At 40.7% G+C, this 14,558-nt stretch carries 10 protein-coding genes and 1 pseudogene; 1 reads left to right on the forward strand and 10 read right to left on the reverse strand.

Features of this window, described 5'->3' with window-relative positions:
* Positions 1 to 176: 176 nt before the first annotated feature.
* From BMX11_RS10195 to BMX11_RS10215, 5 genes and pseudogenes are all read right to left on the reverse strand, one after another.
* A complete protein-coding gene (locus BMX11_RS10195) occupies positions 177 to 1,814 on the reverse strand; it encodes a RagB/SusD family nutrient uptake outer membrane protein (RefSeq protein ID WP_090883993.1) in 1,638 nt (545 codons plus the stop codon).
* A gap of 13 nt (positions 1,815 to 1,827) precedes the next feature.
* Positions 1,828 to 4,791: a SusC/RagA family TonB-linked outer membrane protein gene (locus BMX11_RS10200; protein ID WP_090883925.1), complete on the reverse strand. Its 2,964-nt coding sequence runs from the start codon at positions 4,789 to 4,791 to the stop codon at positions 1,828 to 1,830.
* Positions 4,792 to 6,093: 1,302 nt separating this feature from the next.
* Positions 6,094 to 6,732 carry an NAD(P)H-binding protein gene (locus BMX11_RS10205; RefSeq protein WP_090883926.1) on the reverse strand — a complete coding sequence of 213 codons (639 nt, stop codon included), beginning with the start codon at positions 6,730 to 6,732 and terminating at the stop codon, positions 6,094 to 6,096.
* Positions 6,733 to 6,829: 97 nt separating this feature from the next.
* Complete coding sequence (locus BMX11_RS10210) at positions 6,830 to 7,144, reverse strand: hypothetical protein (RefSeq protein ID WP_090883927.1); 315 nt, start codon at positions 7,142 to 7,144, stop codon at positions 6,830 to 6,832.
* Between the two features lie 98 nt (positions 7,145 to 7,242).
* Positions 7,243 to 8,013: pseudogene (locus BMX11_RS10215) on the reverse strand (alpha/beta hydrolase fold domain-containing protein).
* A 998-nt stretch (positions 8,014 to 9,011) separates the two neighbouring features.
* On the opposite strand from BMX11_RS10215, the gene BMX11_RS10225 reads away from it, so the two are divergent.
* Complete coding sequence (locus tag BMX11_RS10225; RefSeq protein ID WP_090883930.1) at positions 9,012 to 9,245, forward strand: helix-turn-helix transcriptional regulator; 234 nt, start codon at positions 9,012 to 9,014, stop codon at positions 9,243 to 9,245.
* A gap of 112 nt (positions 9,246 to 9,357) precedes the next feature.
* Here BMX11_RS10225 and BMX11_RS10230 read toward each other — a convergent pair whose 3' ends face one another.
* From BMX11_RS10230 to BMX11_RS10250, 5 genes are read right to left on the reverse strand one after another with little or no spacing between them, the layout of a single operon-like run.
* Positions 9,358 to 9,867, reverse strand: coding sequence for a hypothetical protein (locus BMX11_RS10230; RefSeq protein ID WP_090883931.1), 510 nt, complete (start codon positions 9,865 to 9,867; stop codon positions 9,358 to 9,360).
* Between the two features lie 2 nt (positions 9,868 to 9,869).
* Entirely contained in the window at positions 9,870 to 10,487 is a 618-nt protein-coding gene (locus BMX11_RS10235) for a hypothetical protein (protein WP_090883932.1), read from the reverse strand.
* Positions 10,477 to 11,817, reverse strand: coding sequence for a PAAR-like protein (locus BMX11_RS10240; protein ID WP_090883933.1), 1,341 nt, complete (start codon positions 11,815 to 11,817; stop codon positions 10,477 to 10,479). The genes BMX11_RS10235 and BMX11_RS10240 overlap by 11 nt, the downstream gene beginning before the upstream one ends.
* Position 11,818: 1 nt before the next feature.
* Positions 11,819 to 12,709, reverse strand: coding sequence for a hypothetical protein (locus tag BMX11_RS10245; RefSeq protein ID WP_090883934.1), 891 nt, complete (start codon positions 12,707 to 12,709; stop codon positions 11,819 to 11,821).
* 1 nt (position 12,710) lies between these two features.
* Positions 12,711 to 14,516: a type VI secretion system Vgr family protein gene (locus BMX11_RS10250; protein WP_090883935.1), complete on the reverse strand. Its 1,806-nt coding sequence runs from the start codon at positions 14,514 to 14,516 to the stop codon at positions 12,711 to 12,713.
* Between the last annotated feature and the right edge of the window lie 42 nt (positions 14,517 to 14,558).

A 14,558-nucleotide genomic window follows, 5' to 3' on the forward strand; every position in this document is an offset into this window, starting at 1 on the left:
CCAGTAGTTTGAGGATTAATCGATTTCCTCTCTCAGCTACTTTTAGTTTTTCCATCCCCAATTCCAGCGAAGTAATGATTTCATCTCCATTCGTTTATATTATCCCCTTTCAAGACCATGACTTTGTGATTAATCGTACAAATTTCAGTCTGAGTCTCAAGCTCCGTTATAAAATATTATTGATATCCAGGATTTTGTTTAAATTCATCTTTATTGGTCACTGCATCAATCTGAGTGCGTGGGATAGGTCGTAGGTAATGAAATTCCTGAATATTGGGTCCAACATTGGGATTTAGGCTTTTCACCCTTTCAACAAGTTTCCCTGTACGTTTTAGATCAAACCATCGAAGCTGTTCACCCGCAAACTCTCTCGCTCTTTCATCCAAAATTAAATCTAAAGTAACCTGCCCTGCACCCAATTGCATATCAGCAACCTTTCCAGGTTTCGCTGCCCTTGTACGAATTACATTAAGATAGAGTGCCGCCTGGCCAGGATTTCCAAGTGAGAATTCCGCTTCAGCAGCAATTAGATATAGCTCAGCAAACCGTATTACAAATGCATCCCTTGCACTTTGAGCTTCATTCGCGCTGGATCTGGTTGGATCGTCGAACTTATTCAATGATACATAATGCAGTTGATCTTTTACCGTACCGTTTGAATTATACACAGCGTTCCGATCGTAGATTTTATACAATTTTCCCACTGGCGTATAAGCAGCCTTTGTTGACAGTACAGCAGTATCACCTATTGCCATTCCTGACGGGCGCGATGCCCCATTAGCAAACCATACAGTTTTGAAAGACCCTTCATACCTCGCATCATTGGCAGAATACAAATCCAAGAGAAATCGGGTAGGCATATATCGGTTAAAGGGTCTTCCATTAACGATATCCCGAACCATACCAGGCTGATCATCATATTTCATCGCGAAAAGTAGGTGGGCACTACTACTGCCTCTACCATGACCCAATGGATTCAAGATAGGATCATTCAGGTCATTTAGCGAAAGGTTAACCGAGTAATTCACTGCGTACACTACCTCTTTGTTTTTAAGGTTTGACATTTTCCATAGATCGGCGTAGTTAGGGAGGAGTGTAAAGCCATATCCCCCATTTATTACAGCAAGAGCCATATCCCTTGCCTCTGCGTACTTCTTCTGGCTGAGGTACATGCGTGCAAGAAATGCCTGAGCAGCGGGTTTAGTGACCCGTCCATAATCCGAGGTGGTGACTGGTAATCTAGATATCGCAAAAAGGAGGTCTTCATCAATTTGATTGTAGAAGGTTTCTACAGGAGTTTTATTAGCTGTGGTAATGGCCCCCTTGGTTTCTGTTAAAGAAAAATGTACGCCACCCCAAGTTTCCACAATATGCCAGTAGTAAAATGCCCTCAAAAATCTAAGCTCTGCCTCTCTAATCGGGCGTTGTGTTGTGGAAAGACCAGCCTCGCCTATTCGGTTAATACCTGTATTACACAAGTTAACTGCTGAGTAAAGTTGTTGCCACTCTGTAGTTATTGCGGCGTTAGTTGCCTGAAGATTAAGATATTGACTTAGGTCTGTGTAAGCATCCCCCGCCCCGCTCATCCATAAATCAGTACCCATTTCAGCAATACTGAACCCTTCCTCCTTCCCATACCACCACCTTTGATAAGAGTATGCTGCATTGACCAATGTTTCAAACCCTTCTGGGCTGCTAAATACACTTTCAGCGGTAATACCGCTAGGATTATATTCCTCCAACGATTTCTTACAGGAGCAGATCATGGCTAAAAGACTAATGAAAATCACTCCGGAATAAATATATTTTTTCATGATAATATCTAGATTAAAATGTTGCATTAAGGCCAAAAGTATATAGCTTAGTCATTGGGGCATTTTCAGATCCTCCACGCTCAGGATCGTATTCATCCAATAGTTTGGATTTGGTATAGGTGAAGGGATTTCTTGCCGTGGCATACAATCGAAGTGATTTGACAAAGCTATTTTTCAAGAAATCATTCGAAAATTTATATCCCAATGTAATATTCCTTAACCTGATGTAAGATCCATCAACATAGCCCAGACTACTTGAGTAAAGCGTACTGGCCAGTGATACATTTTTATTAGGCCTTGGATAATCATTGCTAGGATTTTCCGGCGTCCAATAGTTGATCACAGTGGTACTGTTTCCAACTCCTTGGGTATCATAGCGCCTTAAAAAATCTGGATATATGGTCTGACCTATGCGCGCAAATAGGTAGATATTAAGATCCCATGATTTATAGGTAAATGTGTTTTCTAATCCTCCAGTCCATTTAGGTCGATTAGTGCCAATAATCATTCGATCATTTGTGGCATCAATTTTTCCATCATTGTTTAAATCTGCAACACGGATGTCTCCGGGCTTTTGTCCGTATTTCGCAGCCTCTGTTTCCTCTCCAAATTGCCAAATCCCGATTTTTTGATAGTCATAGTAAGCCTGAACAGGCGAGCCAACAAACCAGGAATTGAGCACATCGGCCTGTGCACCACCAGCAAGCTCAACGATCTTTTCAACATTTCGGCTAAAAGTAAGATTCGTAGTCCAGTTGAATTTCTTATTGTCGATATTTTTAGAGGAAATAAACACTTCTATCCCCTTATTTCGGGTCTTGGCAATATTTTGCGTAACAGTAGTTACTCCATCAGATGGGGGTAAGCTCCGGTTAAGCAATAAATCATAAGTATTTGAATCATAATAATCGAAGGTTGCTGAGATTCTATTTTTAAATAATCCCATTTCTATTCCAAAGTCGCTTGTTTTGGTCTTTTCCCAAGTAAGGTCAATGTTACCTATTTTAGGTGAGAGGGCAAACGCAGGTACAGCTGTTTCATCATAACCGAAAGCGATCCTGGATAGGCTGCTCTGGGTTGAATATGAACTAATATTATCACTTCCGGCAATTCCATAACTGTATTTTAATTTGAGATCACTGATGATACTGTTTCCCTTAAGAAATACTTCATCGCTGACCCTCCAGGCGACAGCCGCCGATGGGAAAAAAGCCCATTTATTGGCATCTGCAAGTTTTGAAGAACCATCTGTTCTCCCTGTTGCTGTTAAGAGATATTTCCCCCTGTACGCATAATTTATCCTCCCGGCATAAGAAATGAGGTTATTCATATTGTATCCAGTAGTGACAGCTTGATTCTGAGTATTTCCCAATGCATAAAATAATTGTGATTTTAAAAGCTGATTCTCTCCTGATGCTGCTATATTGTCTGAGCGGTTGAAGAGCAAACTATTAATAGCAGTGAGGGTGAATGAATGATCCTTGATTTCTCTGTTGTAGGTAATGAAGTTTTCAATATTGATTAGATTTCCTGTTGACGCAGAGTATGTAGCTTTAGGAACCGAACCGTTACGCTCAATTGAATATCTATCTGCATAGGTCCCTGTGCGTTCCCCATTTAAGGTAGCGCCTAAATTAGAACGGATTGTTAATCCTTTAAGGGGTTTGAGCTCCATATAAGCCGACAAAAGTGTCCTGTTAATGATTGATTTGCTTGTATAAACATTAGGCTGCTCATCAGCAAGCGGATTGACTGAGGTACCAGCTAAAGGATAAATAATCAAGCTTCCCTGTTCATCAAATGCATTACCCAGTGGCGAGATTTTGTTGGCTTGATTCAGAGGATCTCTTCGGTTACTTACTTCATAATGGGTAAATTGCGCTTGCATACCCGTTGTGAAATATTTCCCCAGGTTTTGGTCAAGATTTAAACGCGCTGAATAGCGATTAGAGCGATCCTGTTTAAGCAAACCCTTTTCATCGAGATAATCAAGTGAAAAATAAACCTTTGTTTTCTCTGTACCAGCCCTAACACCCAACTGATAATTTTGCTGATTACCATCGTGCAGTAATAAGTCCTGGTAGTTGGTGAACTGATTATTTTGAACGGCACTATATTCTGCAGAATTAAAAATTTTAATATCATCTGCAGGACTCGCCCAATTTCCAGTAGTTCGATAAGCTTGTCTTCTGAGCTCCACAAATTGCTGTCCATCAAGAATGCTTGGATAGCGCGCCACGCTTGACACACCATAGTAGGAATTAAGGGAAATTACTGCTTGTCCTGAAATGCCTTTCTTGGTAGTGACCAATATAACTCCGTTAGCCCCCCTACTTCCGTAAATTGCGGTAGAAGAGGCATCCTTAAGTACCTCCAGTGAGGCAATATCATTGGCATTAATGTCCTGGAGACTTGAGTACTGAACGCCGTCAACTATTATCAGCGGACCGTTGCCAGCAGAAATAGATCTTGTACCCCTAATATTGATATTCACTCCCGATGATGCCGAACCATTGCTTCTGGTAATGTCTACTCCTGGAACTTTGCCCTGAATCGATTCTAGCGGATTTGCAGTTGGAACCTTTGCAATATCCTCTCCCTTTACGGAAACTACTGATCCAGTAAGATCACGTTTTTTCACCGTTCCATAGCCCACCACAACAACCTCATCAAGCAAGTTTTGATCTTCATCTAGTTTGATAGTGAGAAGCTGCTGATTTCCAATAGGCACTTCTTTTACCTGATATCCCAAATAATTAAAGACTAATATTGAAGTGGGATTGGATACCAAAATAGAAAATTTTCCTGAGGTATCGGTACTAGTGCCTTTAGATGAACCCTTGATCAGTACACTTACTCCAACTAGTGTTGCACCAGTTTTGGAGTCGATAACCTGACCATTAATTGTCTTTTCCTGAGCTGAGGCAATATATGCAATTAGCATAAAAATTCCCAGAGATAGATAGATTTTGCTCATAGTTTTTGGTTAGTTAAAATTAAAGGGGAATGAAACTGATAGCCCATAATCCTCTTACTCATTTTGACCATCGACTTTTATCAGACTAATTATCATCCTAATCCACTTCGCCTGATAGTTTAAGATGCTCAGTGAAATAATATTGGTAAGAAACCAAGGAAGATAAAAATACAATGACCAAGTGATATGATCTAGCCAAAAGTATTAGTAAGTGAACTTTAATAAGGGCAAATATTGTTCAGTTCTTTCCAATATTTGGTCATTTATTAAACAGTAGTTATAATCCAATACAAAATGATGGAATTTTACGCGATTAAAAAGAGAAAAAATTCCAGATGAAAAGGAAGGCTGAGCTATAAATTGGTTTCATGATAATCAAAAATAGTCCATTTATCAAATCATCAATCACATTGAAATTATGTCAAAGAATTTATATTAAATTATATTATTTCTCATTTGATCATAACAATTTCACAAAAATGATCCTTACAATTTTAGTCTTACAGTACAGGTAAAGCCCCTCTGACCAGGTAGGTCATTGTGGATATGCTAGAAGACTAAATGATAATGATAGGCGAAAGATAGAGAGCGGTGAGTTGAGCGAATGAAAGAAATGGCTTTATAGAACTAGAACAAAAACAGATTTTCCAAGCCCCGAGCCTTTCCTAATTGCCAATCATTTATGAGGTCCAAATTATGTTTCACTTGAATCATCTCTGTCCTACTGGGCTTAATTCCAGAGTGGGTCTTTAGAAATTAAGTCGACTACGATAAAGCTCTCCAAAAGACTCAATACTTGGATAGGTAGGTTTAGTATCCGTTTACATCATCGCCTTTTATTGCAGCTTTGGAGTAAAATGAATAAACTTATTTCCAGAGCAGCTTTCTCTTTTAACAACGGCTGAATAAGCACTGTGCGATAAAATACTTACAACGGCTGGACTTGCTTTGAGCAGGCCTGGACAATGTTATACCGTTCGTAGAGGATGATAAAATACTTGAAATTTGGGAGAAAAACACTATGAGTTTGTAGACAAATTAAAATTTCAACAGATATGCTGGAATATCAGTCATAAAATAAATATATAATTTATTGGCTTTAGCCACCTGCACTAAATGCCTCATTTATCACAAACATGAAACTCAAGATATTCGGTTAGGCAATGGCTGCTAACTTCAATATAGCTTATCTATGTATCAAATAATTTCTCCTGAAATTGGCAAGCAATCATAGCTAATCCGCAACTAGTAATCATCAAGCAATAGATTTATCTTTTCAGATAGGAAATGCCACTTTGGCGATTAACAGTCAAAGATTTTATTCAGCTCTATGATGTGCTTGCCCGAGGTAAAATTGTCCGGGGCATTCGCCATTTTTTCTGCAAGAATGATAGTGGGCAATGGCTTAAATTTCCTGATCAATCCTAAGCTATTGAGCGCTTTTAACAATCCTGCAGCTATCCGTTCTCCCCACCTATCTGTTCCCTTGCGAAGTAATAATCCAGGCCTGAAGATGATGTACTGATGAAATGTAAGGCTTTCTATCCGCTCTTCGAGCTTGCCTTTTACCTGTGAATAAAAAACCTTGCTGTTTACTGATGCACCATAAGCCGACAATAACACGGCACTACCTACCCCATTCACCTTGGCCAGTTCAGCAAATTTTGTAGGAATCTCATAGTCGATTTGCCATTGCTTCTCTTTAGATCCTGCGGCTTTCAGAGTTGTCCCCAGGCACAAGAAAACAACCTCTCCTTTTATTGCTGAGGATACCGCTTCAAGCTGATCGAAGTCTGTTATTATTTCAGTTAGTTTAGGATGAGCTATACCACTGGCTCTTCGCACAAAAGTTACGATAGTAGTATACCTTGGGTCTTTCAAAAGCAAATTTACCAGATCTGTTCCGGTAGCTCCTGTTGCCCCAATTATTATAGCTTTCATATTTCGATCCAATTTTCAGTTAAATATCGCAATTGGATCGCATAAATCTCCTAATTGATTTTTTAGTCAGGCCTTTAGTATAAACAGTTGTACCTCATTAAGAATATCGTACTTCCCTTGCTGTTACCACATGCTTCCATAGAACATAGCCCAGTCTTCCGCAACGTTCTGCCACGAAATATTGAATATCAGTGGTTACATTGCTTACAATACGATAACGGATTTTATAATTGGCATTATAGCTGATATAGACAACCAGATCTTCTGTAGCAAAGCGCCTGCCTGAAAGCGGGAATAAATGGATATCCCGAAGTTCATTTGCTGCCCGCTGTAATCTATTGTTCATGATCTTAGCCAGAGCAGGCTCCTGAGTGAATTCTGTTTCTAAAATAGCGAGTACTGTTACCGTCATGCGGCAAAATTATCATCATTAAACGGATCTGCAAATCACTTTCTGATAAGTATCTGAATATGAGATTTTATATTTTTTTTCACAAAAATATGGTTATTTCATTTTGTATACAGGGTGATGAATGACATCATTTTTTCATCCATAACTGCAGTTTCAATAGGGCCAAAGTTCCCATGGCCGCCATTTTTAACGATATGGATAGTGGTTTCATTTCCATTCTGCTTAAGTTTATTGTAAAGGGTAATAGACTGTTCCACCGGCACAGTACGGTCTTGATCACCATGAATCAATAACACCGGAATATTTTTCTCAGAAACATAGTTAATGGGCGATAGTGATTTCAGAAATGTAGTATCTTGCGGCCTGATGCCGGCCCAGGCAGCAAAGGTTCCTCCGGGTTTGCTTACTGCATCCCAATGCAATAAATCTGTAGGCCCATACTTACTGATAATACCTGCAATATTAATCTTTTTTTTCCCGCAATCGCCAGTAAAAACAGGCGCAGGGCTTTGCAAACCTACCATAAGGGCTAAATGTGCGCCGGCTGATCCTCCCATGATCACGATGCGACGCTGATCGATGTGAAACTTTTCCGACCGTTCTACCAGATACTTTAAGGCACAATACACATCCTAAATTGCTGCCGGTGCAGGGGCTACGTCGGCAAGTCTGTATTCTATGTTGGCTACATTAAAGCCATTTTTTAGAAACACACTGAATTTATCATACTCGGCCTCCTTTTTTCCATGTATCCACCCGCCACCATGTATATACATAACCAGCGTTTTCTTTGCTTTCCCCTGCGGGATGTACAGATCTAGTCTGCCCTCCCAATCGCCTACTTTTTTATAAACTAGATCCTTTTCCACGGAGATGTTTTCCAGAATGGCCTGCGCAGGTAAGCTTATTCAACTGAAGCAGATTAGGGAAAAAATGTAAATGGTTTTCATGATTAGTGGTGCTGAGATAGGGCTAAAGATAGCTATTACGAAGAAAAAAGAGAGATCGATGTTCATTCTTGTACAGGCGAACAATCCTTCTATTTTACCAGACATGTCATGGTGGTTTTAGCAATGAGGAAGGTTAGAGTATAAAACAAGTTGCCCGCAGGTTTAACCTATCCGCGGCCAAGGAGAACATAAATTTCGGGCAGGCCCTGTTATTGGCCAGCTCCAATAAGACCAAAATTTGATCCTGATGCCAAAAGGTAAGCCCCTCACAAAAGGCTATCCCCTATTCAAAGCAGTATGCATCATTGAAGGCGATTATACTTTTGGGCAACGGCCACATCCGATAATGATAAACTGGGCTTCCAAAAAATGAAGGGTGCATGAAAACCATCACACACCCCCTGTCATCACCTCATTGTTAAATGAAGATCTTTAATAACCTGTTGTGTCCAACCGGCATTCTAATAAGCAGCTTGATCAATTCTCTTAAAGCCATCAACAGCCAAGATGTTTTCTGCTACAATAAAGTTTCTTTATGCTAATATTTTCGGACCGCTCATAGAAAATATTTATCATCTCCATGAGTCTTCTCCGCCTATCTTTTATGCTTCAATAGGCACCTTATTTTAATTAGAGTATATATGGTAAGGAATAGTCTAAGCTGGTCGATTCCTTATTCTGTTTGTCTTTTTAATCCAATACAATTATCGCAATTGAAATCTGTACTAGCATGCTATTTCATTCCTGGAAGCACTAGTTGTTTGCCCTTGAAAAAATAACTACACAAATATAAAATTAAAATTGGAGTGTACTAATTAATATTAAAGTGTTTTCTCATTAATATTAATTATATTTATTAAACTATGGGTGTAACTCTTCTAATTTTCAATAAATTACCAATCATTACATTTGCCATAATGAGCAGCAAAAGGATACATTACAACCGGATCAAAACCATTTTGGTTGATAAAAAAAAGTCGAATAAGGAATTAGCTGAACATTTGAAAACGACCCCCCAAACAGTATCAAACTTGTGTACGAATTTAAGACAACCCTCTATTCCCCAGTTGTTTTCTATAGCCAAATTTTTGGATGTAAGAATAATGGAGCTTTTGAGAGAAGATGCAGAGATCACCGCCGGGGCAGCATGATTTTTTCCCGGAACATATATAAGGCTTTCCAGTCGACTATTTAAGCTAAGCCTATTTACAATATATTCAACCAGCCTAACGGATAAGCCTGTTCTTAGTCAATTTTTCAGCGTCATATAATACGCCCATACTCAAAATGAACATTGTTTTTTTCCAGAAATGAGATGAATTGTGGTGTAAAAGCTGCCAATTCCTGAACATAGCCTTTTCCCATTCCCATATTGATACAGTTAAAGCGGTAGCCGTCTTTGAAAGCAAGATGAAAGGCTACATTTTGAAACTTTACTCCCGCAATCTGATCCACACTATAGCGCTTTAAAAGCTCATCCTGCTCCGAACTCAGGGTAAGGTGATCGGCATACAGATTTAGCTTTCCATAACTTGTTGCCTTTACCAACAGGAACCAACCCAGCCCGCCCCAGGGAATAAAAAGCACAATCAGCAGGACTACAATAGATATTTTAGCCGGATTGATACCAGTAAGATTTTCGATCCCCCCTTGAAAAACAAAGGCACAAACCACACTAATAAGAAAACCTGTCAATACGATAAAAGAAACACCAAGCGATTTCCCCATCGCAACAGGTAATCTGAACCTGATAGAAGTTTGTGGATGCTCCATAATTAATACAGCACAAGAATTAAATGAAAAATAAAAACAATAAAAAAGAGCCGAACATAAACTTTATTGTCCTGGAATTTGACCAATGCAGCACTAAAAAACAAAATATTGATGATCATTACCGCAAAAAGTACCCATAATCCAATCTGTTCCTGCAATACATAGCGGAATAATTCTGCCTCATAAGACAGCTTATCCTCTCCCTCAGAGGCCAGTCGTAGCCCGATATAGGGAATAGCGCCCTGATGATCAACAGAGGAATCCTTTAAGGTATAAAAATTCGCCTTACGCTCAGCCTCGGATTTTAATCGTGGATTTAACCAGTATAAATCTTCAGATACTGTTCCCTCAGGTGGATCCTGATAGATTTGCTTGGTTTTATTACTCACCAAAAAACTCACAATCCCCGAGAAAGTACCTTCTAAATAAGGCTGAAAAGATTTTAATCTGTGCCTGTAAATCACATCCGATCGGGCTCCCCTGCTTATTGTCTTAGACTCGATCAAAGTGCCACTTCTCAGCACTAAACTCTTTTCCAGGTGGTGCTTTTCCATCAAAATGATCACCAGTAGTACAACAGGAATAACCAGAGATATAAAGGCCGCTATTTTAAACTTCATCTTCTATAACTGTTATGGCATTTCTTGCAGCAGTTTCTGCATTATTCATTGAATCCTGTAGCTTTTTCAGATCGTCTGCAATCAGCCAGTTTCCTCCTGCCCTGATTGCGTCCAACACGATATTTGTTCCGATTCCCTTAGCAATATTAAAGCCATATTTACCCGTGAAGGCATTGAAGGATCCTTTTAATATGGATCGGTTATTAAATTGTGTCGAACTGGTCGTAATTCTCGATGATCGGATATTCTCTGTGGTATTGGGCGTTACCCTTGTATATTCTGCATTTTGAATACTTACCGATTGAGGTCCGGTTCTGGCTGCACTTGCCCCTGGAATTTGATTGGAAGATACCGATGTTGACTGGGTAATGGTGGTGCCGGGCCGGCTGACATCACCATTGGCATTGGCAATGAATACACTGCTGGTTGCTGTTGTTTGGGTGATCTGCACCGAGCGGTTCAATCCCGAGGTTTGATTTTTGGCAATATCCTCGGCACTCCCCAATGCATCAGTTGGCGCACCTAATTTTTTATTGGTGGCCGCATCAGTCACCTCATCAAGCCGGTCATAGTCACTATCTCCTGGCCCATAAGCCTCCCCGGTTATGTATGGGTCTACTCCGGTTGCTACTTTACCTTTATCATATAATGCATTTATCCCATAAGATGCCCCCCCAACGGCAGTCACCCCAAGCAGGTGAAGACTTCCCGAAAGCGCACCATAGGTAACAAAGGTTCCTTTTACAGCAACAACAGAGCTCGCCACCGCAGAGGCAACACCACCAGCGATGTAGGCGATGGAAGCAATTGCAGCTACACTGGCAATGGCCTTACTTCTGTTAAGCGAAGCCATCGCCTCTGCTGCCTCTTTAGAATAAAGGATTTGCACCGTTCCTCCTAGCAGACAGGGTACGACCGATTTATCAATCAATGCTTTCTTATCTTCAAAAGTTACCCTCGGATGAACCGGGGCCCAGTCCTTTGGCATAGTGAGTAAAGCACAAACACAAGGCATCATGGCCGTCTGAAGTCCTGCTGCCGCACCACCCACAGCTCCCGCTGCCAGCATGGCTCCCAATCCAATAGCCAGTGTACCGCCTGAGGCTACAATGGCTACAGCAACTACCGCAGCAATCAATACACCAATTAGCGCGCCGGCAATAACCATCTTCGCGCATACGAAATTCGCTCCCGTACGATCTTCAATAGTAGCGGCAAGTCTGCCTTTTACGATCTTAATCGTTTGCTGACTACTTACTTTTATCTGTTGGGTCTTCATCCCATCTGAGCAAACCAGATAGGCCCGGTCAGGTACATACAATGCTCCCATACTATATCATCTTAATCTGGTAATTAGATTCATATCTTAATCCCTTGTTTGCTTTCTCTGAAAAAACAGCTGTACATTCATTTATCAGTCCAGAAGAAAAGGCATAACTGTATGTGGCAGAAAGTGTGGCCTCATAGTCAAAAGTATTTCCACAAAGTTCACTGTACATTTTTTTGTAGAGTTTGGAAAAATCAGCTACTGCATACGGATCAATCTGGGCCTGATGCTTAAAGCTGATATTTTCTTTGCCACTTTCCAGACAGGTAACTTTGAGCTGGAAAGGAATATGATTTCCTGCAAAAAGATGTGAAGCAACCTTCCCCCCTGCTAGCAACATTTCCTCTGAAGGGCTCATTTTTGCACAAACCGGACCAAAAAAAAGCATATAGCTCAAACTTTCCTTTATCGCTTCTAAGCTACTACTAAACTGCTTGTCGCCATTCTCCAGCACTGCACGGTCCTGATCTGAAGCCTTGAGCGGTTCGAGCACATCCTCTTTAATATCGTTCCAGCGTTCCCAGATTTCCTGCTGATTCAGCACCGCTGCCACCCTGCTCTGCTCATCCAGCTGTAGCACCAGTTTTTCCATTGGATAGTTGAAAGCCTTTGCAAAGTCTATCATTTCCTTTAATGCAGGGTTGGCATTGAAAACCTCATGCGATTCGATGCCCAGATCAACAATTTTACCCTCGGGATGATCTTCAATCGACTTAATTAACCAAACCATATCAGTTCGAACGTCGCTAACTTTTTGATCCATCGCATAAAAACATACGTGGTTCTTCACTGCAAAACGGGCATTGAGCTGATCGTTGGCATGCAATTTCAGCTCTACACCAGGACTGCTGGCTTCACTTTCTACCTGATCTTCAAAAAACTTAAATCTGCTCATCTTAATTGATATCTACTTTACTACCTGTTATGGTCTGCACCCCGCTGGAGGTCTGCGAAATGGTGGTTTTGGAATCCACAACAATTCCGTTACTGGCTTTAGAATCAATATTCTTAGTATCAATCGTAACGGCTGTGGTGGCATTCTTTCCGATATTGACCGTATTTCCCGGTTTGTCTCCTGCATTGGCATTGATGACCTGCTTGCCTTGAATATTAATTGTTTCACCTATAATATCAATCGTTCCATCTTTTTTCAATGTGATACTACTCAATCCGGTTTTGATCACAATAGTTTCTGCTGACTGGGCGGTGATTAACCCTGGACCATTTTCTATCTTCACAAAATTACTCGCATTGGTTCCCAGGTTGAGTGCATGGTTCAGATCATCGAAACTCAGCGCGCTACCCTTTCTGGAGGTTAATCCTTTGGTATTGCTATTTTTAAATCCGCTGCTGTCTCCACTTTTGCCATGGTAAACACTACCCATTACTACTGGCCTGGCCACATTACCCTCTTCAAAAGCGATAACAACCTGATCGCCTTTTTCCGGAATAACGTGAAATCCACGATTTTTCCCGGTATCTCCATTACCGGCATTCGGGCTTACTACCCGCAGCCATTCCGTAGGATCGTTGGTTTGACACTGCCATTTAAACCTTACTTTTATTCTGCCCTGCCCCTGAGGATCATCATTATCGAGTACATCTGCCAACTGAAGATCAGGATCTGGCCTGCTAGTATTTTTAACCAAAAGACGTTCAGTTGTAGAAACAAGCCCTTCAAAAGTATTGTGGTATTTACCTGTTCCATCAATATGATGATTGATACTGGTAATCAAAAATTTACCCAGACTCTCGGTTACAAACGCAAGTTCCTGGCGCAAGCTCATCGTTAACTCCGCAATGGTGCCAATGGCTAGTGCCGCATTATCTCCACTTGCATTAATCTTGAGCAATTCGCTAATGTTTGCCTTCTCTTCATTATCCACAAGGTTTTTAATATCGCTTCCATTGTCTACTCGCACAGTAGAGGGCTGATTGAATACCTTGCTAAACATCTGGTTGGAGGCCTGAATAGCATGTGCCAAATCCGGATGACCATCAGGCTTACCTGCACTTTCGCTTTGCAACATCTCATCCTGTTTCGGACTATAGGCAAATCTTCTGTTTTTTATAGGCGCTACTTCCATCGCATATTGCAGGTTATGCACATCGCGTCCGTAAACCAATGATACCTCTTTTTGCTGATCGGGTTTTCCAAAATTGAGTTGAGTACCATCATAGTAAAACCATTCGTAGTATTCTCCGGAGAGCCGATTGAGAAAATCAAAGTCGCTCTCGCGATATTGAATCAGATAATCAATCGGCGCAGTGCGCGAAGCTTTGGAGACAATTTTCAGATCATTTGCCGGCGTATCGCTCGTAGCCAGTTTTACAATGGCATTAAGATCCTTTTCCAGGTAAGATCCCAAATCAGGACCCCGATCGATGAGGATAGTAGGGCTATAACCACTTACAATAATAATCCCGTGATAACCATGACTCTGGGCAAGTTCTACTTTAGTTACCAAACCAGAAAACGTTTGCAGGCTACCTGCTGCATGACCAAAGGACACCGTAAGGTTTTTACCAACAAAATCTCTGCTATCATCCAGCGTGATCATTCCCGGAGCGCCAAGCTGACCGTGATTGAATCGTAATTCGAAATAATGATGTTCATTAAATGCCTGACTCAGGCTGAATGAAGAAAAATGGACAATCGCAGTTCCTTCAATATCAATTTCAGTAATTAATTTCTTCTCCATATTTACAAAAATGGCATGTGAGCTAAGCCCACAAATTTAAAA

Origin of the sequence: Pedobacter rhizosphaerae, assembly GCF_900111155.1 — a bacterium.
Lineage (GTDB): Bacteria > Bacteroidota > Bacteroidia > Sphingobacteriales > Sphingobacteriaceae > Pedobacter > Pedobacter rhizosphaerae.